This window comes from Arthrobacter sp. UYNi723, from assembly GCF_054057635.1.
Window position 1 is genome coordinate 180,119 of record NZ_JBSRZM010000004.1, and the last position, 24,096, is coordinate 204,214.

Genomic DNA, 24,096 nt, shown 5'->3' on the forward strand with positions numbered 1-24,096 from the left:
CATGGACCCGCTGGCCCTGACCCTCATTGAACTGGGGGCCATTGTGTTCTGCCTTGGCCTCCTGGCCAGGCTGGCCGGACGGCTCGGAATGTCACCCATCCCGCTCTACCTCGTTGGCGGACTCGCCTTCGGCGCAGGCGGCGTGGTCAAGCTCGAAGGTATGCAGGAATTCGCACATCTCTCCGGCGAAATCGGCGTGATCCTGCTGCTGCTTATGCTCGGATTGGAATATACGGCTGCCGAGCTTTTCACCGGTCTGCGCAGGTCCTGGCAGGCCGGTGTTCTTGACCTGGTCTTGAATTTCCTGCCGGGTGCGGCGCTGGCTTTCCTGCTGGGCTGGGGAACGGTGGGCGCCATGGTTATGGGCGGTGTCACGTACATATCGTCCTCAGGGATCGCCGCCAAGGTCATCACGGACCTGGGCCGGATCGGTAACCGCGAGACCCCCGTGGTGCTGTCCATCCTGGTATTCGAGGACCTGGCCATGGCCGTGTACCTGCCCATCCTCACCGCCACCCTCGCGGGCGTGAGCTTCCTGGGCGGGCTCACCACGGTAGCAATCTCCCTGGCGGTGGTCACCGTCGTGTTAATGGTGGCGCTGCGGCACGGCCACCGTGTATCAAAAGCGGTGCACAGCGAAAACTCCGAAGTGTTCCTACTCAACCTGCTCGGTGCCGCACTGCTGGTGGCGGGCGTGGCCTCGGCCATGCAGGTTTCGGCAGCCGTAGGGGCGTTCATGCTCGGCATCGCCATTTCGGGCGCCACGGCCCACAGCGCCACCCGGATCCTGGAGCCCTTGAGGGATCTGTTCGCGGCGCTTTTCTTTGTCGCCTTCGGCCTTAACACGGATCCTTCCTCGATCCCGCCGGTGCTCGGCTGGGCGCTGGTTCTGGCCGTTGTCACCGCCGCGACCAAAATGCTCACCGGCATCTGGGCCGCCAAGCGCGCTGGCATTGCCCGTCCCGGCCGCTTCCGTGCAGGTGCGGCACTGATTGCCCGCGGCGAGTTTTCCATCGTCATCGCCGGCCTGGCAGTGGCGTCCGGCGTGGTCCCGGACGAGCTCGCAGCCCTGGCCACGGCTTACGTGCTGATCATGGCCATTCTGGGGCCGTTGGCAGCGCGTTACGTGGAGCCGATGGTCAAGGCGTTCGGCGGGCCTGTCCGGTTGGCCGCGAAGGCGTAGGCCACCACGCTCCCCGCACCGAGACGTGAGATCTCGGCGCTATAACGGACCGTTGGCGCCGAGACCTCACCCCTCGATCCGCCATCCCGCCCGAGCAAGGGAGTCCAGTACGCGGTGGGCGCACCCATCGAAGCCCCACTGGCGTACATGCCCGGCTGTGACGGTCACCGATGCCCAGCCGATGGCCGCGATGGACTCGTCCCGCCGGATGTCTGACTCACGCTGGCGTTCTTCCAAGTGATGCCGGCCATCGTAATTAACGGCCACCTTGAAGTCCGGAAACGCCACGTCTGGCCAGGCAAGTTCCCACCCAGTAGCGTCCTGCACCACGTACCTCAGCGCGGGTTCCGGCAGTCCGAGCCTCCCGATGGCCAGCCGCAGCCGGGTCTCCGGCGCGGAATCGGCCCCGACCCGGCACAGTTCCAGAGCCTGCCTGGCTTTCCGGATACCGCGGGCGCCCGGAGTGGAGTGGACCTGCTTGAGAAGGTCCCCGAGTGAACACAGCGCGTCCTTCTTAGGTCCGAAGCTCCTCGATTGGCTGCAGATGAAGTAGTCCGCCGCCGCCACCAAATCCTCCAAGTCCAGGACCGCGGCCAAGTCCAGCCACGTCCGCGCAGGGCAGGTGACCGGGACGCCGTCGAGTTCCCCCACATCCTGGCTGCGAAGGGCCAGCCGGTGACCGGATACCCCCTTGCGCACCGGCCGGGCGCCTCCGCCGATCTTCGCCAAGTGGAATTTCAGTTCGTTCTGAAGTGCCAATGGCAGCGGGCAGCCCCACAGCAGCGCCGCGGTGGCCAGACAGCAGACGAGACCGGGAGAAAGTGTGGCCAGCAATGCGCAGGTGTGGTGAAGAGGCTGCGACGCACCCCAGGGAACCCGTACTCCGCGGCTTGCCACGCGGAGATCACTCCGCCATGCACGCGCAGCGGGGACGCCGGCGTGGACCTGCTCATGAAGGGTAAAGGAACGTCCAGCGAGGTGGTCCGGAAGAGGTGAGGGCTGCCGCATGACCCATTGTTGGCACAGCCGGGCTGCCCCAACCCGGTTATCCACAGAGTGGAGGAGTAGTGGTTCCCAAGCTGCCGCACCGAGAGGTTAGATCTCGGCGCCAAGACGGACGGTTAGAGCCGAGACCTCACCCCTCGAAGGAAAAGGCTCAGACCTCGGTGCGGTGGAAGTTCAGGTGGCTGCGGCTGGCTGTCGGCCCGCGCTGGCCCTGGTAGCGGTTGCCGTATTCGCCGGAGCCGTACGGGAACTCAGCAGCAGAGGTCAGCCGGAAGAAGCACAGCTGGCCGATCTTCATACCGGGCCACAGCTTGATGGGCAGCGTGGCCATGTTGGACAGCTCCAGCGTGACGTGGCCGGAAAATCCCGGATCAATGAACCCGGCCGTGGAGTGCGTCAGCAGGCCCAGACGGCCCAGGGAGGACTTGCCTTCCAACCGCGCAGCGATGTCGTCCGGCAACGTGACGGCCTCGTAGGTGGAACCCAGGACAAACTCGCCGGGGTGCAGGATGAACGGCTCACCGCTCTCCACCTCCACAAGCCGCGTCAGCTCGGGCTGCTCTTCGGCGGGGTCGATGTGCGCGTACTTATGGTTGTCGAAAAGTCGGAAGAACCGGTCGATCCGCACGTCCACCGAGGATGGCTGGACCATCGCGGGATCGTACGGTTCGAGGACGATCCGTTGGGTGTCTAGTTCGGCACGAATGTCGCGGTCAGAGATCAGCACCGTCCCAAATTACTATGCGTTGTCCACAGCGCACACTTTTTCGTTGTTGCTGTCACCTAGTGGGGCTAATGTTGCCTCAGTATGTCAGCCGCCGGATGGTCTCCCGGTTGGTACAACTGAACTGATCTGGGGTTGGTTTTGAATAAATTTGCGGCGCCCGCCGTTGTGGCGATGTTGTGCGTGCTCGCACTCGTGTCCCCGGCCGCCGGCATGTATTCCGGCCCGCCAGCGAATGCGCTGTCAGTCCAGGCAGGTGCCTTTGGACCGCGCACGGTCACGTTGGGACCGTCGGGAACAGCGGACGACGGCGGCGGGGCCGACGCGGATACCGGTACCGGTTCCCCGCTCGCCCCAGCCGTGGAACCGGTTATCACTCCGGCGTCACCCGCCGGAGAAGGCACGTCAGGGACCGCAGCGGCGCCGCCGGCGACGACGGTGGCTGCACCCGAGACCACCACGTCCGAACCAATCGCGCCCGAGCCGCCCTCCCTGCCACCCCTCTGGGCCCCCGAAACCGAACTGGCCCACAACAAGACCGCGGCTCCCACCGCTCCAGCCCCCGCAACGGAATCCCTCACTACCGAATCCCTTGGCACCGAGGCCCTGGTGCCGGACAGCAACACGGCCGCCATCCTCACGGTTTTCAACGAAATCAACAATTACAGGGCGGCCAACAGCCTGGCCCCGGTCAAGTACCACCCCACCGTGGCCGGCATGGCGCAGGAATGGTCCGACAGCATCGCATCCCGCGACGTCATTGAGCACCGCGCCAGCTTCTGGACCGACCCCCGCGCCCTGAACCCGACCAGCGCCGGTGAGGTCATTGCCATCCGCACGGACCGCAACGCGGCGCAGCTGGTGGAGTGGTGGAAAACCTCGCCCGGCCACAACGCCATGCTGCTCGATCCGCGGTTCAACGTCATGGGCGCCGGGATCTCCTACACGAACAGCCTGTACACCATCTGGGGTGTGGTGAACTTCTTCGGCTACACCACCCTGCCCGCCGGCACCGTCACCTCCCCCGGAGGCAGCTCCGCCGGCGGGGGCGCTTTCCCCGCCCCAACGCCAACCGTGTGCGATCCGGCCGTCAAACACATGCCGCCCACCCTGGATTTGAGCAGCGCGGCGATCAACAGTGCCGCTGATCTGGTGACCATCAACGCCTCAGGCCAGCTCATCAACCGCCCCTCCACAGGGAACAGGACCTTTGGTGCTGCCAAGGTCATCGGCTCCGGCTTCGGAACGGCCAAGGAAGTGTTCACCACGGACTGGGACCGCGACGGCGCCTATGACCTCCTGACGCAGTGGAACGACGGCCGGCTGACCCTGCACCGAGGTATCGCCACCGGCGGGTTCCAGGCGTCGGTCACCCTGGGCAGTGGCGGTTGGGAAACCCTGACGCTGTCCGTCGGCGGCTGGTGCGCCAACAACCGGCTTCCCCAACTGGTCGCCCTGGATACTGCCGGCAACCTCTACCTCTACCCGAACGTGGGCCTGGTCGACATGTCCTCACGCACCCTCATGGCGTCCGGCGTGGCGGCCAGGAAGCTGAGCATGGTGGATTATGACGCCGACGGTTTCCAGGATCTCCTGGCCATTAGGTCCGACGGCGGTGTGCAGCTTTACCGCGGAGCTGGTGCTCCGGCGCCACGCGCCGAAGCACGGCTCACCGTCGCCACCGGCTGGACTGATGTCACCGGGATCCGTCCGTTGCGCGACGTGACAGCCCTGAACTCCACGGGGGTGGCGCTGCGCCGGGCCAATGACGTGGTGCAGTACTGGAACCTGAGCACCGGAACCCTGGCGTCGCCGTCGAACATCACCGGAAGCTGGGCGGGCCAGCGGCTGGCACAGTAGCCTCAGGCGGCCGTCCGTACTTCCAGGACATCTTTGAGCCGGGCGAGCTGGGACACCTCAGCCTTGATGGTGCGCTGGATGCCGGTGTTCATCAGGCCCAGGAGGCCTTTGGGCTGGTATTCGAGGGCGAACCTGACCCGGGTGCCGGCCGGTTCGCTGCTGAGGTAGTACCCGCCGGTGGGCTGCGACGGTCCCGAGATCACACGGAACTGGATCTCGGCGCCCGGCCTGGCCTGCGTTATTTCGAAGTCGGCGGGGATTGTCCGTCCTGACCGGCCCGTGGTGGTCTGCCGGTACACAGCGCCCTTGGTTCCGGCGGCACCGGACATCAGGCCGATGCTGCGGATGCCCTTGCGCCATAGGGGAAGGTTCATTCCGTCCACCAGGAACGCGTACACGGTCATTGCGTCGCACCGGATAAGCACCTCGTGCTCTGCAAATGCCATGGGAGTCCTTAGTTAGCGGCTGGTCAGGTGGTAGCCCGCCCCACCCCCATGACACCGCAGCTAACGGGTTCAGAGTAGCCACTCGGCCCGCCCCGGACCTAGCCACCGCCGGCGCCGTTATTGAAGAGTTACTGGATGACGCGGCCGGTAGCGGCCATCCCGGCGGACACGGGTCCAGTGCGTGGTCACGGTTGCTGGCGCGTGATCGCATCTGCGCTAAGCTGAGTTCTGCCCCGCTCGAAACGGGGCGATGCGGCTGTAGCTCAATGGTAGAGCGCTAGCTTCCCAAGCTTGATACGCGGGTCCGATTCCCGTCAGCCGCTCCAATGTTTCTCACCACCGTTTTTCGCACCACAGCAGCTGGCGCGCCGGCGGGTCGACTCCCACTCCATACGGCCATCACCCGGGGGCCGTTAGGCCCAGCCGTGTATCGTCAGAAGTCAGGAACCTCTTCGGTTCCGCTACAGGAGCAATCATGGCTGACAAGTCCCCGCGTCAAGCAGCATCCAAAAAAGCCGGCAAGTCCATCAAGGAAAAGCGCGCCGACAAGCGGGCCGCCGGAGCGCCAGCCACGTCCCTGGACATCACGTCCAAGGCCGCAAAAAAGAAGTGAGTGGCCAACAGAGCCACCTGGCCCTCGGCGTACTGGCATCCACCCGGAAACCGGACGAACGCCGCCTCCCCATCCACCCCCTGCATTTCGAGCGGATCGCTCCGGAACTGCGCCAGCGCATCATCCTGGAGCAGGGCTATGGTGAGCGCTTCGGCGTCTCGGATGACCAGCTCGCAACCCTCGTGGGCAAAATGGCCACGAAGGAAGCGCTGCTGGCGGAGGCCGACGTCGTACTCCTGCCCAAGCCGCAGCCGGAGGACCTCGCGGGACTGCGCGACGGCCAGATCCTCTGGGGCTGGCCGCACTGTGTCCAGGACCGCGCCATCACCCAGCTGGCCATCGACAAGAAGCTCACGCTCATCGCCTTCGAAGCGATGAACCACTGGGCGAGCGACGGCGGTTTCGGGCTGCACGTGTTCCACAAAAACAACGAGCTGGCCGGCTACTGCTCGGTGCTTCATGCGCTGTCGCTCACCGGCTCCACGGGTGACTACGGCCGCCGGCTCAGTGCCGTGGTGATCGGCTTCGGCGCGACCGCCCGCGGCGCCGTGACCGCGCTGAACGCGCATGGCATCCATGACGTGCAGGTGCTGACCAACCGCGGAGTTGCGGCGGTTGGCGCCCCGATCCACTCGGTGAACATCGTCCAGTTTGATCACGACGACGAGGCCCCCTTCCTGAGCCAGGTCATCACCGAGCGGGGCCGGGTTCCGCTGGCGCCGTTCCTGGCCGAGAGCGACATCGTGGTCAACTGCACGCTGCAGGATCCGAACAATCCGCTGACGTATTTGCGGACTGAGGACCTCGCGGCGTTCAGCCCGGGCAGCCTGATCGTGGACGTTTCGTGCGATGAGGGGATGGGCTTCAGCTGGGCGCGGTCCACCACGTTCGCAGAACCGATGTTTACCATCGGCGACCACATCAACTATTACGCGGTGGACCACAGCCCGTCCTACCTCTGGAATTCCTCCAGCTGGGAGATCAGCCAAGCCCTGCTGCCGTTCCTTGAGACGGTCATCGGCGGCCCCGCGGAGTGGGACGGGAACGAAACCATTTCCCGCGCCATCGAAATCCGCGAGGGCGTGGTCCTCAACAAGGACGTGCTGGAGTTCCAGCGGCGCGAGGCCGAGTACCCGCACCTGCCGGCTTAGGCTCTGCCGCTTTGGGCCGCGGCGCCTACCCCGCGGCCCTTAACGCCATAGCCCTTTACGCCGTGGCCACCTGGCGGACGATCCGCAGCGGGTGGCGGCGGTCCTTGAGGTCCACCCGGAGCGCCAGCGCGCCTTTTCGGGCCAGGACGACGGCGACAGTCACCGCGGCGAGCGCCGGCACCCCGCCGGACACCATGAGTGCCACGTGCGGGTCCACGTGCTCGGCGATCCACCCGAGCATGGGCCCGCCGATGGCCTGGCCGCCGATCAGCACCATGATGTACAGGCTCATGACCCGGCCGCGGATGCCCATGTTGGAGCTGATCTGGACGAGCTGGTTGGATCCGGTGAGGAACATCAGGCACCAGAATCCGGACAGGACCATCACCACGCTGAACCACACCATGGACGGCGCCAGCGCGGCCAGGCACAGCATCAGGCCATACATGCCGGCGCAGAACACGACGGAACGGAGCCGTAACTGGCGGCGCCGCGTGGACGCGACTGCACCGGCCAACGCACCCAGTGCCACGAGGGCGTTCAGCAGGCCATAGCCGCCGGCGCCGACGTCGAACACGTGGTCCGCGAACGCGGCGAGCAGCACGGGCAGGCTCATGGCGAAGACGGAGATGAAGCCGGCCATCAGCCATGGCCAGTAGATCGTGGGCTTGCTGAGCGCGTACTGCAGTCCTTCGCGCAACATGCCCTTCTTCTTGGGCGCGGCGGCACTGACGAACAGCTGGTCCTTGCGCAGGAGCAGCAGCATGGCCACCGTGGAGCAGCAGGCCAGCGCATTCGCGGCGAAGGCCCAGCCGGCGCCGACGGCGGTGAGCAGCAGTCCCGCCAGTGCCGGGCCGATCAGCCCGCCCAGCTGGAACGTAGTGGAGTTGACGCTGATGGCGTTCCGGAGGTATTTGGGGCCCACCAGCTCGTTGACGAACACCTGGCGCGCGGGCTGATCCAGCACGGTGACCAGGCCCAGCAGAAGCGCGATGACGTACACGTGCCATACTTCGATGGCGCCGGTCAGGGCAAGCGCCGCGAGCGCCGCGGCGAGGACCGCGGCGAGACTCTGGCACAGGATGAGGATCCGGCGCTTGGCGAACCGGTCCGCCATCATGCCGCCCCACGGCCCCAAGAGCAGCGACGGCATGAACTGCAGCGCCACGGTGATGCCCACGGCGGTAACGGAACCGGACAGTTCCAGCACCAGCCAGTCCTGGGCGATCCGCTGCATCCAGAGGGCGATCACGGCGACAAAGTGCCCGATCGCGAAGATCCGGAAATTGGGGACTCTCAGGGAGATAAACGTGTGCCGCCAGGGAAGGTGTTCACTGACGACGGCGATGGGTTGGGTCTGTGTGGAGGCGGTGGTAGCGGAGGCGGAGTCGATGACGGGCTGGCTGACGGTTGCCGACGTTGGCGGTGGGGGTGCCACAGGGATGTCCTCAGGGAAGCGGGCGGACTGGGATGCTTCCCACGCTAGGCTGGTTCCAGGTGATTATGTAGCCCTATCACGACTATAACTACCATTACAAAGCGTAATAGCACCCACGCTGACGTGGGTGGACAGTCAGCCCGTAGCCAAAGGAGTCCACTGTGTACGAACCCACCCAGCTCCGTTCCTTCCTGGCCGTGGCCGAGACGCTCAGCTTCACCAAGGCCGCGGAGCGCCTGGGCCTGGCACAGCCGACCGTCAGCCAGCATGTCCGCAAGCTAGAGACGGCGGCGAAGCGCATCCTCATCAGCAGGGACACCCGCGATGTCCGGCTCACGGACAACGGTGACGCGATGGCCGGCTTCGCCCGCACCATCCTTTCGGCCCACGATGCCGCCACCCGATACTTCTCCGGCTCGGCCATGCGGGGCCGGCTGCGGTTCGGCACGGCGGACGACCTCGCCATCACCGGTCTCCCCCGGATCCTTCGGGAGTTCCGCCAGGTCTATCCACAGATCAACCTCGAGCTCACCGTTGGCCAGAGCGACCAGCTGTACAAGAAACTCAATGCCGGCCAGCTGGACCTGGTGTTTGTGAAGTGGGTGGCTGGCGTCAAAGACGGCACCGTGGTCCAGCACGACACCTTTTGCTGGGTGGGGCTGGAACAGACGTCACTGGAGCCCGGGCACCCCGTACCGCTGATCTCCTACCCCTCCCCCAGCCTCAGCCGGAAACTGGCCATCGATGCACTCGAATCAAGCGGCCGGACCTGGCGGATCACGTGCACTACCCGGCAGATCAGTGGCGTCCTGGCGGCACTCCGGGCAGGCATCGGCGTTGCCGTGATGCCGACGTCGCTGGTTCCCGAAGACCTCAAGATCATCACCCGCCGGTTCGACCTGCCTCCAGTGGGCGACGTGGATTTCACCCTGATCCGTAACCCGCTGGCCAACGCCGAAGTGATCGATGCGCTGACCCAGACCATCGTCGGGCGGACGCTCAAGAAGTCGGTTTGACCGAATTTGCCGCAGGAATCAGGGCTGGAAACGAACCATTGAAGTAAAAGCCCGCCTCGCCTATGCTGGAATATCCATGGGTCAAGCAGTGGCCGGTTCAACACTACGAGTGCGCCATGCAGCCCATGATGCGGCCGCACTCGGGATAGGCAGCCAATGACGACAGCCGAGAACACCCATTTACACACGGTACATACCCAGCGACACAGCACTGGACGGCCGCTGGTCACGCATCATTCCAGCCATAACGCCGGTATTTCGCGGGCCGCCGAGTACATCGGCAAGCCCACGTGCGACAAATGTGGCACGGATGAATTCATCTATCTCGAGTCCTACATTCCACCGGTTTACCGGCGTGACGGGGCGGTCAGGACACTGGGCGAAGTCGCCTACACCTGCACCCGTTGCGAAGATTTCTCCGCCCACAATGTTCCTGCATCGTGGACTCCCCCAGGCTGGTATCTGGGCTGACTAACTACGGTCTCCAGGCTCGCCGAGCGCAGCCAACTGATCACTACTCAACTATTCAATAGCGAAGGCCCGGCACCCGCCCCGATGGCGGCCACCGGGCCTTTCGTGTTTTGTTGGGTTTCGGTCCGCCCTAGATCAGCTCATCGGAGAGGTGGTTCGGGGTGCCGAAGCGGTGGGCCGTGATGCTGATGGCCTGCTCGTGCAGGAACGGCAGCAGCTCTACCCGTCCGGCCTCGGTAACCGCGTGGGCGTAGATCGCCAGGTCAGGACGCCCGTCCGTGGCCTCGGCGAGGGCGGTGGCGTCCCCGCCGATCAGGCGGATCCGCGCGCCGGAGAGTTTGCCCGCCGCGGCGAGGCGTGCCGCCGAAGCCAGCCAGCCGGCGTCGGACTCCACCGTGACCGTGATGTCCAGCCCGGTGAGCACGGCGCGCAGCTGGGCGGGAAGTTCGACGGCGGTGGACACGGTCAGTGCCGAGCCGGCCAGGACACCGGCCGCCACGGTCCGCGCGAGGTGGGCCAGCGGGGCACCTTCGGAGAGCCGCACGGTGACCGGCAGCGCGCGATAGCGGAAGATGTTCCGTTCCGCGCTCAGGCCGGAAACGTCCTTGGCGGTGCCGAACTCGTGGGCCCAGGCCAGGGCATCAGACCCGAGGGAGCGCTGCAGCGAATCAATCTCGGTGGGCTCCAGTTCTCCTGCCACGGCGTTCTGGATGCGGCCGACGCCTGCGTTCGTGACGGCTCGCGTAGCTGAGGCGTCCGCGCTGACCCAGTCGCCGAGGCCGGCGAGGTAGTTGGGTCCGCCAGCCTTGGTGCCGGCGCCGACGGCGGACTTCTTCCAGCCGCCGAAAGGCTGGCGCAGCACGATCGCGCCGGTGATGCCGCGGTTCACGTAGAGGTTTCCGGCCTGGATGGAGTCCAGCCAGGTGCCGAGCTCGTCCGGGTTCAGGGAGTGCAGGCCGGCGGTGAGGCCGTAATCGACCTGGTTCTGGATGGCGATGGCCTCTTCCAGCGTGTCAGCGGTCATGACGCCCAGGACCGGGCCGAAGAATTCGGTGAGGTGGAAGTAGGATCCGCGGCGGACGCCGTAGCGCACGCCGGGGCTCCAGAGGCGGCCGGTTTCGTCGAGCTTGCGGGGTTCCACGGCCCAGGTTTCGCCTTCGCCGAGGGTGGCGAGGGCGTTAAGGAGCTTGCCGTTGGCGGGCTCGATGATGGGGCCCATCTGGCTGGTGGGGTCCTGCGGGTAGCCCACCTTGAGGGACGTGACGGCGTCGACGAGCTGGTTGTGGAAGCGCTTGGACTTGGCCACCGAGCCCACCAGGATCACCAGGGACGCGGCCGAGCACTTCTGGCCGGCGTGGCCGAACGCCGAGTACGCCACGTCCTTGGCGGCCAGGTCCAGGTCAGCGCTGGGCGTGACGATGATGGCGTTCTTGCCGCTGGTTTCGGCCAGGAGCGGCAGGTCCTTGCGGAAGGAGCGGAAGAGTTCCGCGGTCTCGTAGCCGCCGGTCAGGATCACGCGGTCCACGGACGGGTGTGAGATCAGCTGCTGGCCGAGTTCACGCTCGCCGAGCTGGACCATGGTCAGCACGTCCTTCGGGACGCCGGCTTCCCAGAGTGCTTCGATCATCACGGCACCGCTGCGGCGGGCCTGCTTCGCGGGTTTGATCACGACGGCGGAGCCGGCGGCGAGTGCCGCGAGGGTGGACCCTGCCGGGATGGCCACCGGGAAGTTCCACGGCGGGGTCACCACGGTGAGTTTGGCCGGGACGAACGTGGCGCCGTCGACCTTTTCCAGCTTCCGGGCAGACTCGGCGTAGTAGTGCGCGAAGTCCACCGCTTCGCTGACCTCAGGATCGCCTTGGTCGATGGTTTTGCCGGTTTCGCTGGCCATGACCTCCAGGAGGTCCGCGCGGCGGGCCTCGAGGACGTCGCCGGCGCGGTGCAGGATCTCGGCGCGCTCGTCGCAGGACAGGGCGCCCCAGGCCTTGCCCTTCTCGACGGCGGTGGCGATGACGGTGTTGAGAGTATCCGCGTCATTGATGGTAGCGGCGTCGACGGCGGCGTTGCCCAGCGTGGAGGACGGGACACGGTCCAGGATGGCCCGGCCCCAGGTGCGGTTGGCGGGCAGCGACGGGTCGGTGTCCGGGGTGTTCGCGAACGTGTCACGCGGCAGGGGCTGCGGCGGGAGGCTGCGGTTCTGCTGCCGGTTGGCCGGGGGGACCTCGTCGTCGAGCGTGTCCAGGGAGGCGAGGAAGCGCCGCTTCTCGCGCTCGAACAGCACTTCGTTTTCACTGAGCTCAAACACGGCGGACATGAAGTTGTCCTGGCTGGCACCCTCTTCGAGACGGCGGATCAGGTAGGCGATGGCGACGTCGAACTCGGCCGGGTGCACCACCGGGGTGTACAGCAGCAGCGAGCCGACGTCCTTCTTGACCGCTTCAGCCTGGCCCTGCGCCATGCCCAGCAGCATCTCGAATTCGATGCCGGACTCCACGCCTCGCTGCTTCGCGAGCAGCCAGGAGAAGGCGATGTCGAAGAGGTTGTGGCCGGCCACGCCGATCCGGACGTTGTTGATCCGGTCCGGGTGCAGCGAGTAGTTGATGACGCGCTTGTAGTTGGTGTCCGAATCCTGTTTGGTGTGCCAGGTGGCCAGCGGCCAGTCGTGCAGCGAGGACTCCACGTGTTCCATGGGCAGGTTGGCGCCCTTGACCACGCGGACCTTGATGGCGGCGCCGCCGTTGGCGCGGCGTTCGGCGGCCCAGTCCTGCAGGCGGATCATGGCGGAAAGGGCGTCGGGCAGGTAGGCCTGCAGCACGATGCCGGCTTCCAGGTTCTTGAACTCGGGCTTGTCCAGGATCCGGGTGAAGACCGCGATGGTCATGTCCAGGTCCTTGTATTCCTCCATGTCCAGGTTGATGAACTTGGCGTTCTTCCCGGCGCCCGCGAAGGAGGCGGCTTTGGTGAACAGCGGCGTGAGCTTCTCGACGACGTGCTCCACGGCCTCGTCGAACGCCCACGCGGAGTGCGGGGCCACGGTGGAGGAAACCTTGATGGAAACGTAGTCCACGTCCGGGCGGGCCAGGAGTGTGTGGGTTCCCGCGAGCCGGCGGGAAGCCTCGTGCTCGCCCAGGACGGCCTCGCCGAGGAGGTTCACATTGAGCTTGATGCCGTCCTTGCGGATCTTGGCGATGGCCGGGCCCAGCTTGGCGTCGGTGGCGTCGACGATCAGGTGGCCCACCATTTCGCGGAGCACGCGGCGGGCGATCGGGATGACCACCTGGGGCAGGACCGGGGCCATGGTGCCGCCGAGCCGGACGGCGCTGCGCATGTACCAGGGCAGGAACGCCGGGACCTTTGGCGCGAGGGCAGCCAGGTTGCGGGCAGCGACGTGCAGGTCTTCGGGACGAACCACGCCGTCCACAAAGCCAACGGTGAAGTCCAGGCCGTTCGGGTCCTTCAGCACACCGGCGAGCTGCTCGGCCGAGGCATCAACAGGAACTTTCGAAGCCTCGGTCAGCCAGCGGCGCACCAAGGTGATGGTGTCCGCCGCGAGGGCACGGGCCTGCGGGACGTCTGTCTGTCCGGTGGCTTCCGTTGCAGTGTGAGTCATGGTTTGCTCGTTCTTTCCTTGGTGTGGAAGGGGTCTTATCCATCAGTATGAGCTTGCAATCACATAAGATAAAGCGATGTTTTCTAAGCGATACAGGTTAGAAAAACCAACGGTTCCACCGCCCCTTAAACACGAGTTGCTCTATCACTCTTGGTTCCTAAAACGTGGGTTTAGGGACCAAAAGTGATAGAGCAACGCGTAGGGGGGTCAGCTGATGGGGCGGTGCATCTCCACGGCTTCTTCGTGGCGCGGGCTGTCCGGGTTCATCAGGGAGTGCTTGCGGCCGTAGAAGAAGTAGATGGCCAGGCCGATGACGAGCCAGACACCGAACCGCGCCCAGGTCTCCCAGTGCAGCTGGAACATGAGGAAGGCGGACGCCAGCACACCGAAGGCCGGAATAACGGGCATCAGCGGCAGGCGGAAGGTGCGCGGGGCGTCCGGCTTCTTGTAGCGGAACACGATCACGGCGAAGCAGACGACGACGAACGCGGCCAGGATGCCAATGTTCGTGAGGTCCGCGACGGCCTTGATGGGGAACACGCCGGCCAGCAGGGCGGAGGCGACGCCGGCAATCCAGGTAACGCGCTGCGGGGTTCCGTGCCGGTCCGTCTTGGCGAACCAGCCTGGCAGCAGGCCATCGCGGCTCATGGAGAACCAGACACGCGTGACGCCCAGGAGGAAGGTCAGCATCACCGTGAGGATGGAGAGGACGGCGAAAACAGAAATGATGGTGGCGATGACGGGCAGGCCCACACTGGTGAAGGCGGAAGCAAATCCGGCCTTGGGATCGATGTCCTGGTAGTTTTGCATGCCGGTCAGGACGAGGGTGGCCGCGACGTAGAGCAGCATGGCAATGATCAGCGACAGGATGATGGCCTTCGGCATGTGCTTCTTGCCGTCGGTTGCCTCTTCCGCCGCGGTACTCATGGCGTCGTACCCGAACACCGCGAAGAAGACGGTGGCGGAACCGGCCAGGACCGGCCCAAAGCCGCTGGGCATAAACGGGTTGTAGTTGTTGGTGTCGATGTAGAAAACACCGAGGCCGATAATGAACAGGATCAGGACAACCTTGACGGCAACGGCCACCAGTTCGAACCGGCCGAATGCTTTCGTCCCGCGGGAGAGGATCCAGGTCACCAGAAGGCAGACCAGGATGGCGGGAAGGTTCACAATGCCGCCCTTGCCCTCATCCGGCGTTGACGTCATCCAGATAGGCATATGGATGCCGATTCCGGACAGGAACGCGTCGAAGTAGCCCGAGATACCGATGGCCACCACGGCAACAATGGCGATGTACTCCAGCAGCAGGTCCCAGCCGATGAACCATCCAATCACCTCACCCAGAGCAACGTATCCGTAGGTGTAGGCGGAGCCAGCCCTGGGGATCATGCCGGCGAACTCTGCGTAGGACAGTGCTGCCGCCGCCGATGCCAGGCCGGCGATCAGGAAGGAGAAGAGCACCGCGGGCCCCACACCCGGTGCATCTTCGCTGCCTGCCGCCACCAGCCCTGCCAGGGAGAAGATGCCGACGCCGATAATGCCGCCGACACCGATGGCGGTGAGCTGCCAGAGGCCGAGGGACTTGAAAAGCCCGCTGTGCTTGTTCTCCACTTCAATGTCGTCGATGGGCTTGCGCCTCATGATCGATTGGGTCATGTCTTTAGTGCTCATCAGGAACTCCTGCTTGGGGTGCGACCCCGTCGCGGCGCCCTGTGAACGGACTGTGACGGGGGTAACTCATCCTCATCAGTATGCAAGCGCACTTGCATTAGATAAAGTGACTACTTCTAATTAGTATTCATTAGATTCATCAAGGAATGTGGCCATGCTCGATGTCCGGCGCCTGCGGCTTCTCCGCGAATTGAAGATCCGGGGCACCCTGGCGGAGGTGGCGGAGGCACTGCAGTACAGCCCGTCGTCGGTCTCCCAGCAGCTTGCCCTGCTGGAAAAGGAAGTGGGCGTGGAGCTGCTCCGGAAGACGGGGCGGCGCGTGCAGCTGACGCCCCAGGCCGAAGTCCTGGTGGCCCACACCGCCCAGCTGCTCGAAACCATGGAGCAGGCGGAAGCAGACCTGGCGGCGTCGCTGACCACTGTCACGGGAACCGTCCGGATTGCGGTGTTCCAGTCCGCGGCCCTGGCGCTGATGCCGGACACGCTCTCGCGGATGACGGCGGAGTACCCGGAGGTCCGGATCGAAATGATCCAGCGCGAACCCGAAACGGCACTTCATGAGACGTGGGCGCGCGATTTTGACCTGGTCATCGCCGAACAGTATCCGGGCCACGCCGCCCCGCGGTACCCGGAGCTGGACCGCATCAAGCTGACCACTGACGCGATCCGGCTGGCCGTTCCGCCGGCCGCTCCCGGCCGGCCGCCCATCACGTCGCTGGAGGATACTGCCGCGCTGCCCTGGGTAATGGAGCCCCGCGGCGCGGCCTCCCGGCACTGGGCAGAGCAGGCCTGCCGGAGTGCCGGGTTCGAACCCGATGTGCGCTTCGAAACAGCCGACCTCCAGGCGCAGATCAGGCTGATCGAGTCCGGAAATGCCGTGGCGCTGATGCCGGACCTCGTCTGGACCGGCCGCGGTACCACCGCCCTGTTGCTGGACCTGCCGGGCAATCCGCACCGCACCGTGTTCACATCGGTGCGCCGCTCCAGCGCGCAGCGGCCGGCCATCCTCGCCGCCCGCGAGACGCTGGCGGCCACCGCCATATCAGTAGCAAGGACGGACGACGGCGGCGCATCCAGTTAGGTGCCGGATCGCCCGGCCACTTGCCGGGCAGGCGGGGAAACAGTCTCCGCTGCCATGTTCAGTGCGTCACAGCGCGATCCGGGTGCCGGCGCTAGACTGGGCGGGTTATGAATCGCACAATGTTCAAGTCCAAAATCCACCGGGCCACCGTCACGCATGCCGACCTGCACTACGTAGGATCGGTCACTGTTGACCTGGACCTCCTGGATGCTGCCGACATCCTTCCCGGCGAGCTCGTGGCCATCGTGGACGTGACCAACGGTGCGCGCCTGGAGACCTACACCATCGCCGGCGAGCGCGGCTCAGGTGTCATTGGCATTAACGGGGCAGCCGCGCACCTGATGCACGAGAACGACGTTGTCATCCTGATCACCTATGCCCAGATGACCACGGAAGAGGCAAAGGCCTACAACCCGAAGGTTATCCATGTGGATAAGGACAACAAGATTGTCCGGATCGGAAACGATCCGGCCGAGGGCCTCACACCGGGCCTGATGCGTCCGCCATTCGCACTGAACAACGCCGCCCTGTAGCCGGAGCGTGAGTCCGGGCAGACACCGCCGCCGCAGCCTCGGAGGCTTTTCCTGGTAGGTGTGCTGCAGGGCTTCTTTGTTGTCTGGTTCATCATCATGGTGGGCTGGTTTGTGGGCCGCCAACGGATCCTGGGCGACAACGCCCGCCAGGTCCTCAGTGGCCTGACCTTCTTTGTGGCCAGCCCTGCCCTGCTCTTCGAGACCCTCAGCAAGGCGCAGCTGCGGGAAGTCTTCGCGGAACCGTTACTGGTCACGGCGGTGTCCGCCGTCTGCACCGCCCTTGTCTTCTTCAGCATCGTGAAGTTCGTCCTGAAACGCGCGCTGCCGGAAGCCCTGATGTCCTCGATGGCCGCGTCCTTGGCCAACTCCGCGAACCTTGGCATCCCCATCGCGGTCTACGTCCTGGGCGACGCCAGTTACGTGGCGCCGCTGCTGATCTTCCAGCTGGCGTTCTTCACGCCGATTTTCCTGATGATCCTGGACGCCAGTACCAGCTCACACCGCACCACGCCCTGGGGATTCATTCTTATGATCCTGCGGAACCCGATGATTGTTGGCTCCGGCCTGGGCCTCCTGGTGGCGGGGACGGGCTGGCGGGTTCCGCCGCTGCTCCTTGAGCCGATCCACCTCATTGGCGGCGCCGCGATTCCGGCCATGCTGATCGCGTTCGGCATGAGCCTGAACGGCAGCCGGCCATTGCAGGCCGCCGCGGGCAGGCGCGTGGACACCCTCCTGGCCAGTGCCTTCAAACTGGTGGTCCAGCCGGCCATCGCCTACGTTTTTGCCCGCTTCGCCTTGGGCGTCGAAGGCCAGGCCCTGTTCGCGGCCGTGGTGGTTGCGTCCCTGCCCACGGCGCAGAACGTCTTTGTTGCGGCCAGCCGCTACCAGACCGGCATCACCGTGGCCAAGGACACCGTCCTGATCACCACGGTGGTGGCGGTACCCGCCATGACCGGGGTCGCCCTGCTGCTTAACTGATTTGCTGCTGAACTGACCAGCGGCTTGCGCCCTCCGGTAGGTTCCCGCGTCACGCCAGGCAGGCTCTTAGCCCCCGACGGCGGCGCCCACCGCGCAGTTCCGCGGCAGGCCGCCGTCGTGCTTCCCAAAAGGGTGCCGCGCGTGACAAACCTGCGTGACACACCGGCACGAAGGGGCGCCAATGAGCCCGCGGGGCTAGGGCCTTTTAGCCTCTGGCTTGTGCCGGTCCAGGATCCGGGCGCAGCGGATGAACCCCAGGTGCGAGTAGGCCTGCGGGTGGTTCCCCAGGTGCGTTTCCGTACTGGGATCGTATTCTTCGGGCAGCAGACCGGTGGGGCCGAAGAGGTTCACCAGCTGGTCGAACAGGTCCCAGGCCTCCTCGATCCTGCCCACCGCAACGTACGCCTCAATCAACCAGGTGGTGCAGATGTGGAAGCCGCCCTCCAAACCCGGCAGGCCGTCGTCGTACCTGTACCGGAACACGGTGGGACCCACCCGCAGTTCCCGTTCCACGGCGGTGACGGTGTCCAGGAACCGCTGGTCAGTGACATCCAGCAGGCCGGAGAGCCCGATGTGCAGGACGGCTGCATCCAGGTCCGGGCTGTCGTAGGCCACCGTATAGGACGCGGCCGAATCATCCCAGCCTTCGCGCAGGACTTCCTCCCGGATGATCCGGGCCGTGGGTTCCCACGACGAATCCGGCGTCCTGCCGTGCCGGGCGGCGGTCCGCAGTGCGCGGTCCAGCGTCACCCAGCACATCACCTTGGTGTAGACGTGGTGCCGCGGCGGCCGCCGGGCTTCCCAGATGCCGTGGTCAGGCTCGTGCCACCTTGCCAGGACTGCGGCCGCCATCTGCACCATCAGGTCCCAGTGGTCATCCTCGAGGCCACCATTCCGCGAACTGACGCCGTGGATCAGCTCAGCCACCGGCCCGAAGACATCCAGCTGGACCTGGTGATCCGCGGCGTTGCCGATCCGGACCGGCCGGGACCCCGCATACCCGGGCAGGCTGTCGATGACGGCCTCCGTGGACAACGGCGCCCCCGTCACCGAGTACAGGGGATGCAGCCATTCCGGGCCCGGTGCATGTTCGAGGATCCGGCCCAGCCAGCTGAGGAACCCGGCCGCCTCCGCCGTCGAGCCCAGGTCCACCAGCGCGTTCACCGTCATGGAGCCGTCCCGCAGCCAGCAGTAGCGGTAATCCCAGTTCCGTGTGCCGCCGATTCCTTCGGGCAGCGACGTGGTGGGTGCGGCCAGCACGGCACCCGTGGGCTCGTGCACGAGGGCGCGGAGGACCAGCGCTGAGCGGCGGACCAGCGATGGCTTCACCGAGGGCAATTCCAGTTCCTGCACCCAGCGGCGGGAGTGGAGCGCTACTCCCGCCCGCCGGTCGTTCTCCCCGGCGGGGTCCGCCAGCGCAGGCTCGGTGTCGCCGCAGCGCAGGTTGAGGACCACCGGCCCGTCCTGGAGGTTGACCGAAGCGGTGGCCGTGGCGTGGAGGCCATCCGAGGTGATGGTGAAGCTGACACCGGGGGCAAAAAGGATGATGGGATCGGAGGTTCCCACCACATGGAGTTCGTCGCGGCGGGCTTCCATGCTGAACGGCGCGTTGGCGTAGTCCGGCCGTGGCGCGAAGACGATCTTGGCGCCGCCGGTGCCGGAGAGCACCCGGACCAGGCTGGTGATCCCGTCCGGTGCCGGCTCCAGGTAGTCCGTGACGGTCACGTCCGCCCAGCGCGTCTCCACGATCATGGTGCTGTCCACGTAGCGCTGGCCCAGAACCTGCGAAGCTTTGACCGGCTCCACCGAGAAGTGCCCGGCGGAGTCCCCGCCCAGGATGTGGGCGAACAGCGACCCTGAATCCGGGAGCGGGTGGCTCATCCAGCAGACCTTGGCATCCGGCGTGACCAAAGCGGTGGAGGATCCGTTGCCGATCATCGTGTGCCGCTCGAGCCCTACTGCGTCCTCGCCGAAAAGCCAGGCCCGCCGCAGCTCGAACAGGAGGGCGAGGACGCGGGCGAAGGATTCCGGGTCCCGCAGCCGGTGGGAAGCGCGGGTCTCCCCCGGGCCCACACGCAACCCCAGGTCCGGACCGCGGAGCGTGGCGATGGCCAGTTCGTCGCTGTAGGCGTCCCCGGCGTACAACGCCGCACTGGCGCCCAGCCGGGACCGGAGGTTTTCCAGGGCGTCCGCCTTGGCCGGTTCCATTACCGAGAGGTCCAGGACCGAACCGTCCACGATGAAGAACAGCCCATGCGCTTTGGCTATCTCCCGCGCCGTTTCCGTCACCACCTGCACCACTTCGGGCGAGGCCGGCCGGGTGTGCACGGACACGGCCACCGGCTTCCGCTCGATCCAGATCCCCTCCTGGTAACCCACAGCCTCAGTCAGGGCTGTGCTTACCGTGTGGAGCGTGGCTTCGGTGGCAAGGTCCTGGACATGGGCGTAGGCCATGTCCGACTCCGCGCCGTGCGATCCGATGAGATGCACCTCCGCGGGCAGCCGCGACACTGCGGCGAGGTCACGCAGTGAGCGCCCCGAGATGACGGCGGCATGGGTGTTGGGCAGGGCGGCCAGGGCGCGGAGCGCGATCGCAGCGCTCCCCAGGGGTAGGGTCTCGGTGGAGATTCCCTCCGCGTCGCACAGTGTTCCGCCGTAGTTGCAGGCCACCAGCAGCCCGGGGACACGGGCGAGGACCTTCAGTTCGGCCAGGAGAGTGGGCGTGAAACCTTCGTCCGCCAGGTCCGACTGGATGAACGTCCGCAGCAGGCCCAGCGGCAGCGATCTGGTCAGCAGGGCGGAATCCGCCACGCTCTGGTTCAACGGCGTAGCCATGCGTGCACTCCTTAAGCAGGGCCTGGCCCGGAAAGGCCGGAGGGGCAATCTAATTGTCCGCCCGGACGATTACCCCCGAAAGTCCCACTTATTGCGGCTGTGTAAAAGTCCGACGGCGGACCTCCCTTCCGCCGCTGGCCTCACGTGGCGTCGCGTCACGTCACGCAGGGCAGGCTTTAACGCCCGACGACGGCGCCCCACCGCGCAAATCCGCGGCAGGGCGCCGTCGTGCTTTCCAAATGGGTGCCGTGCGTGACGCCGGTCCGCTGGAAGTGAATCTCAGCCGACCAATCCTCAGCCGGCGGTCAGCGTCACCAGGGTGAAGCCGCCCGGGGCCACCGTGACGCGTCCGGACGTGGTGCCGGCGTTGTCCTTGGAGCCCTTGACGGGCTGGCCGGCGGAGTCGTACTGGCGCTGGACCAGCACAAACCCTTCCGGCACGCTCACTTGCTGGTCCGTAGTGGACTTGGCCGCGCTGACGTACAGCGTTGAGTCGCCGCCGGAACCGGAGACCCGCACCGTGGAGATCAGCGGCTGGACCAGGAGTGCGTCCAGTGCCGCGTGGCCGTCGGTGGTGGCGGTGACCGAAGTCAGTCCGGCAGCCAGGGCGCGCCTCAGCGTGAGCGGGATGAGGATGCCGGGGGCGTCGGTGATGCCCTGCGCCCCTGCCCCGCCGTTGGCCGTGGTGCCCAGCGGGCCCTTGGCCGAGGTCCAGGTGGTGGTGCCCGCGGGCGCAATTGCCTGGTTCACGATGGCGAAGATGTTGCTGGGCTGGTCCGCTGCCGGCAACGGGATGGAAAGGCTGCCGCCAGCGTTCAGGTCGACATATGCCCCGCCGGAGATGTTCGCTTCGCCGGTCCAGGACGACGGCGGCCGCACCACTGTGCCGTTGCCTGTGATGGTGCCGGCTTCGGCTTCCACCACGCTGAGCCCGTTGGTCCCTTCGGTCACGCTGATCCCCAAGGCCTTGGCCCGGAGTTGCGGGTCGGCGTCGAGGGCCAGCATGGTGAGCAGGGCATGGATGGTGGATTCGGCGCCGGAGTTGGGGTTGATCCGGCCGTCCGTTTCGATCCCGTCGATGGCCGTGCCTGTGGCCGGGTTGTAGGCGGGGGCGCCGTTGGGGTTGGCGCCGAAGAACCAGCCCGCGGCGATGGCGGCCACGTCCAGGAGGCCCGGGGCATCAGCGGCTTCCGCCGTCGCCACCAGGCTTTGGACGCGGGAGTCCACGCCGTACGCGATCTGGGCCTCGCCGGGAGCGGGGCTCCACGCGTTGTCCGGTCCGCCCGCAGCGAGCAGCTGCGGCGTGAACTGCGCGGTGTCCTTCACGGCTGCCGTCAGCAGGTCAGGCCGGTCCAGGACAGTGGATGCGGTGGCCACAGCGGCCGGGGCCATGCCGCCCCACGCATGCCAGAGGCTCTGCGACTTGTTCCACGGCATGATCGCGCCGAACGGCCATTGGGTGGCCGAGCCGGAAGACATCGCGGCCACACCCTCGCTCAGCTGGGACAGCGCCGTGGTGGCCACGGCATCGGACGGAACGGTCTCCACATAGGCGGCCAGGCCCAGCACGGCCTCGGCGGAGGCATCCGCGCCGCCGGCGATGAGCCAGGCCGGGACCTGGACGCCGTCGGCGGTGTCGAACGTGCCGTACTTGGCGAGGGACTGGCGGTTCAGTGCGCCCAGGGAGAGGTGCAGCCGGTCCTGCAGGAACGCGGCGAACTCCGGATCGGACTCGGCAAACCCTGCGATGCCTTCGCCCAGGGCCCAGACCGTGCGGGCCAGCCAGTAGGATTCCGCGGAGTCGGACGGATCCGGCAGTTCCACGGGAATGGCGCTGGGGTTCAGGCTGCCGTCCGCCTGCTGCCAGAGGATGACGTTGCCGGCGTTCGGGCCGTCCACCGTCTGCAGGTAGGTGAGCGTACGAAGGTTCTGGAAGGCGTGCTCCTTGCTCGCCAGGTCCCCTGTCTGTTTCCAGTGCCGCAGGTACACCACGGCGGTGCGGGCGATGTCGTCCGCGTTGTAGGCGCCCTGGGTCCAGTCGCCCGTGACCGGGTCCAGATTCCCGCCGCCCACGCGGTCATAACTGCCGTCGTCGTTCCTGTCGGCGTAGGTCCACGGCGCTTCGGCCTCGGGGTCCTGCTCCAGCCGGTAGGTGGTGTGCCCGGCCACCGGCGCCAGCGGAACCGTGTCCAGCAGGAAGTCCAGGTGGTCCAGGTTGGTCAGGCTGCCGCCGTCGGCCAGGACAGGCGCCGCGGGTGCGGTGACAGTGCTGACGGACGACGGCGGCGCGGGAGGGGCCGCCGTGACGGCACTGGCCTGGAGCGAAACAGCCAGCAGGGAAACGGCCACCGCCGTCACCACCGGCCGCGTGGCCTTCGGTGAAAGCATCACCGTCAGACCCTGTCCAGTTTGGCCACACCGATTTTGGAGTCGGCCATCCCGTAGAACACAAACAGCTGGTCGCCGATTTTTTCGATCGCGGTAGGGAATACCACGTTCGGCACGATCCCGGAAATCTCGTCCTCGGTTTCCGGCGCCAACAAAGGCTTGTCGCTGCGGGCGATGACCCTGGACGGGTCGTCCGCGGACAGGATCATGGCCGCCGCGGTGTAGTTGACGTTCTGCTGCTGCTCGAAGGCGGAGGCGGCCATCTTGCCGGCCACGCCGTGGTGGATCAGGAGCCAGCCCTCGTCCACGCGGATGGGGGGCGGGCCGCCGCCGATCTTCAGTTCCTCAAAGGGGAACTCGCTGAGGGCCACCAGCCGGTGCTTGCCCATGTGGACCAGATTGCGCAGGTCGCGCTCGACGTCGGCCACGGCCACGTAGGAGATCCAGATGCCGGGGCGGTTGTCCGTGACGCCGGCGGGCAGGTGCTCGCCTTCGCCGGGACGGATCCAGCCCAGGTCCCACATGGGGCGGTGCAGCATGGCGTAGGAGGGCACGCCGTCGGGGTCGTTCACCGGCTCCGGGAAGAACACCGCATCCTTGTTGGGAAACAGGTTCAGGTCCATGGAGAGATCGGCCTGATACTCGAAGAAGCACGGGCCCAGCCGCTCCCAGTTCCGGAGGTCCTCAGAGTGGGCGAAGGCGAGGCGGGGACCCAGCGGGCCGTAGGCCACGTAGGTCATGAGGTGCTTGCCAAGGGCGGGCACCCAGGTGGTGCGCGGGTCCTCGGTGCCGGCGTTGTTCATGCCGCGTTCCCAGCCCTCGTCCGGGGACAGGACCACGCCCTCGCGTTCCACGCCGGTGGGCACGCCCTCGTCGTTGATGACCACCTTGGCGAGGCCCACGCGGGACACGTTGCCCGTGGCTACAAGCCGCGGCAGCAGGTACAGCTCGCCGTCCGGGCCGCGGCCACTGGCGGGGTTGAGGACGCCCTCGGCCTCGAAGTCGTTGCCGGGTTCGGGGGTCATGATGACGCCGGCGCGGGTGAGGGTGAAGGGGACAGCGGGGAGTGCAGAAGTATGGGGGGAAGTCATGG

At 66.3% G+C, this 24,096-nt stretch carries 17 protein-coding genes and 1 tRNA gene; 9 read left to right on the forward strand and 9 right to left on the reverse strand.

Features of this window, described 5'->3' with window-relative positions; all coding sequences use genetic code 11:
* Window position 1: 1 nt before the first annotated feature.
* Window positions 2–1,183, forward strand: coding sequence for a cation:proton antiporter (locus ACVWY0_RS05075; protein WP_485835702.1), 1,182 nt, complete (start codon window positions 2–4; stop codon window positions 1,181–1,183).
* Window positions 1,184–1,249: 66 nt separating this feature from the next.
* On the opposite strand, the gene ACVWY0_RS05080 is transcribed toward ACVWY0_RS05075, so the two are convergent.
* Together ACVWY0_RS05080 and dcd are read right to left on the reverse strand one after the other, a co-directional pair.
* A complete protein-coding gene (locus ACVWY0_RS05080) occupies window positions 1,250–2,017 on the reverse strand; it encodes a hypothetical protein (protein ID WP_485835703.1) in 768 nt (255 codons plus the stop codon).
* 322 nt (window positions 2,018–2,339) lie between these two features.
* Window positions 2,340–2,915, reverse strand: coding sequence for a dCTP deaminase (gene dcd, locus ACVWY0_RS05085; RefSeq protein ID WP_104063269.1), 576 nt, complete (start codon window positions 2,913–2,915; stop codon window positions 2,340–2,342).
* A gap of 138 nt (window positions 2,916–3,053) precedes the next feature.
* On the opposite strand from dcd, the gene ACVWY0_RS05090 reads away from it, so the two are divergent.
* Window positions 3,054–4,772, forward strand: coding sequence for a CAP domain-containing protein (locus tag ACVWY0_RS05090; protein ID WP_485835704.1), 1,719 nt, complete (start codon window positions 3,054–3,056; stop codon window positions 4,770–4,772).
* A gap of 2 nt (window positions 4,773–4,774) precedes the next feature.
* Here ACVWY0_RS05090 and ACVWY0_RS05095 read toward each other — a convergent pair whose 3' ends face one another.
* Entirely contained in the window at window positions 4,775–5,218 is a 444-nt protein-coding gene (locus tag ACVWY0_RS05095) for an SRPBCC family protein (RefSeq protein WP_252568661.1), read from the reverse strand.
* 252 nt (window positions 5,219–5,470) lie between these two features.
* Between ACVWY0_RS05095 and ACVWY0_RS05100 the strand changes: the two genes are divergently transcribed.
* The 3 genes from ACVWY0_RS05100 to ACVWY0_RS05110 all read left to right on the forward strand — a co-directional run bounded on the left by ACVWY0_RS05100 (window position 5,471) and on the right by ACVWY0_RS05110 (window position 6,982).
* A tRNA-Gly gene (locus tag ACVWY0_RS05100) sits at window positions 5,471–5,544 on the forward strand.
* Between the two features lie 149 nt (window positions 5,545–5,693).
* Window positions 5,694–5,831, forward strand: a complete 138-nt coding sequence (locus ACVWY0_RS05105; RefSeq protein WP_167349828.1) for a hypothetical protein — start codon at window positions 5,694–5,696, stop codon at window positions 5,829–5,831.
* Entirely contained in the window at window positions 5,828–6,982 is a 1,155-nt protein-coding gene (locus ACVWY0_RS05110; protein ID WP_485835705.1) for a N(5)-(carboxyethyl)ornithine synthase, read from the forward strand. Before ACVWY0_RS05105 ends, ACVWY0_RS05110 begins: the two co-directional genes overlap by 4 nt.
* 55 nt (window positions 6,983–7,037) lie before the next feature.
* On the opposite strand, the gene ACVWY0_RS05115 is transcribed toward ACVWY0_RS05110, so the two are convergent.
* Window positions 7,038–8,420, reverse strand: a complete 1,383-nt coding sequence (locus ACVWY0_RS05115; RefSeq protein WP_485835706.1) for an MFS transporter — start codon at window positions 8,418–8,420, stop codon at window positions 7,038–7,040.
* 161 nt (window positions 8,421–8,581) lie between these two features.
* On the opposite strand from ACVWY0_RS05115, the gene ACVWY0_RS05120 reads away from it, so the two are divergent.
* On the forward strand, window positions 8,582–9,436 hold the full coding sequence (locus ACVWY0_RS05120) for a LysR family transcriptional regulator (RefSeq protein WP_485835707.1): 855 nt from the start codon (window positions 8,582–8,584) through the stop codon (window positions 9,434–9,436).
* A 601-nt stretch (window positions 9,437–10,037) separates the two neighbouring features.
* Here ACVWY0_RS05120 and ACVWY0_RS05125 read toward each other — a convergent pair.
* A complete protein-coding gene (locus tag ACVWY0_RS05125; RefSeq protein ID WP_485835708.1) occupies window positions 10,038–13,517 on the reverse strand; it encodes a proline dehydrogenase family protein in 3,480 nt (1,159 codons plus the stop codon).
* Between the two features lie 207 nt (window positions 13,518–13,724).
* Window positions 13,725–15,188, reverse strand: a complete 1,464-nt coding sequence (locus tag ACVWY0_RS05130) for an amino acid permease (protein ID WP_485835709.1) — start codon at window positions 15,186–15,188, stop codon at window positions 13,725–13,727.
* A gap of 154 nt (window positions 15,189–15,342) precedes the next feature.
* Here ACVWY0_RS05130 and ACVWY0_RS05135 point away from each other — a divergent pair, with 154 nt between their 5' ends.
* From ACVWY0_RS05135 to ACVWY0_RS05145, 3 genes are all read left to right on the forward strand, one after another.
* The gene (locus ACVWY0_RS05135) at window positions 15,343–16,269 is read left to right on the forward strand and encodes a LysR substrate-binding domain-containing protein (RefSeq protein WP_485835710.1); all 927 of its coding nucleotides are present in this window, start codon (window positions 15,343–15,345) and stop codon (window positions 16,267–16,269) included.
* Window positions 16,270–16,376: 107 nt separating this feature from the next.
* Window positions 16,377–16,802, forward strand: a complete 426-nt coding sequence (gene panD, locus ACVWY0_RS05140; protein ID WP_252568668.1) for an aspartate 1-decarboxylase — start codon at window positions 16,377–16,379, stop codon at window positions 16,800–16,802.
* Between the two features lie 51 nt (window positions 16,803–16,853).
* On the forward strand, window positions 16,854–17,780 hold the full coding sequence (locus ACVWY0_RS05145) for an AEC family transporter (protein ID WP_485835730.1): 927 nt from the start codon (window positions 16,854–16,856) through the stop codon (window positions 17,778–17,780).
* A 195-nt stretch (window positions 17,781–17,975) separates the two neighbouring features.
* On the opposite strand, the gene ACVWY0_RS05150 is transcribed toward ACVWY0_RS05145, so the two are convergent.
* The 3 genes from ACVWY0_RS05150 to ACVWY0_RS05160 all read right to left on the reverse strand — a co-directional run bounded on the left by ACVWY0_RS05150 (window position 17,976) and on the right by ACVWY0_RS05160 (window position 24,094).
* Window positions 17,976–20,615, reverse strand: coding sequence for a trehalase-like domain-containing protein (locus tag ACVWY0_RS05150; RefSeq protein WP_485835711.1), 2,640 nt, complete (start codon window positions 20,613–20,615; stop codon window positions 17,976–17,978).
* Between the two features lie 294 nt (window positions 20,616–20,909).
* The gene (locus ACVWY0_RS05155; RefSeq protein ID WP_485835731.1) at window positions 20,910–23,003 is read right to left on the reverse strand and encodes a hypothetical protein; all 2,094 of its coding nucleotides are present in this window, start codon (window positions 23,001–23,003) and stop codon (window positions 20,910–20,912) included.
* A gap of 5 nt (window positions 23,004–23,008) precedes the next feature.
* Window positions 23,009–24,094, reverse strand: a complete 1,086-nt coding sequence (locus ACVWY0_RS05160; protein WP_485835712.1) for a glycoside hydrolase family 130 protein — start codon at window positions 24,092–24,094, stop codon at window positions 23,009–23,011.
* Window positions 24,095–24,096 lie beyond the last annotated feature (2 nt).

Coding starts and splice junctions, on each gene's coding strand:
- ACVWY0_RS05075 (WP_485835702.1), top strand. CDS start 2: ATGGACCCGCTGGCCCTGACCCTCATTGAACTGGGGGCCATTGTGTTC.
- ACVWY0_RS05095 (WP_252568661.1), bottom strand. CDS start 5,218: ATGGCATTTGCAGAGCACGAGGTGCTTATCCGGTGCGACGCAATGACC.
- ACVWY0_RS05105 (WP_167349828.1), top strand. CDS start 5,694: ATGGCTGACAAGTCCCCGCGTCAAGCAGCATCCAAAAAAGCCGGCAAG.
- ACVWY0_RS05125 (WP_485835708.1), bottom strand. CDS start 13,517: ATGACTCACACTGCAACGGAAGCCACCGGACAGACAGACGTCCCGCAG.
- ACVWY0_RS05130 (WP_485835709.1), bottom strand. CDS start 15,188: ATGAGCACTAAAGACATGACCCAATCGATCATGAGGCGCAAGCCCATC.
- ACVWY0_RS05135 (WP_485835710.1), top strand. CDS start 15,343: ATGCTCGATGTCCGGCGCCTGCGGCTTCTCCGCGAATTGAAGATCCGG.
- panD (WP_252568668.1), top strand. CDS start 16,377: ATGAATCGCACAATGTTCAAGTCCAAAATCCACCGGGCCACCGTCACG.
- ACVWY0_RS05150 (WP_485835711.1), bottom strand. CDS start 20,615: ATGGCTACGCCGTTGAACCAGAGCGTGGCGGATTCCGCCCTGCTGACC.
- ACVWY0_RS05155 (WP_485835731.1), bottom strand. CDS start 23,003: ATGCTTTCACCGAAGGCCACGCGGCCGGTGGTGACGGCGGTGGCCGTT.
- ACVWY0_RS05160 (WP_485835712.1), bottom strand. CDS start 24,094: ATGACTTCCCCCCATACTTCTGCACTCCCCGCTGTCCCCTTCACCCTC.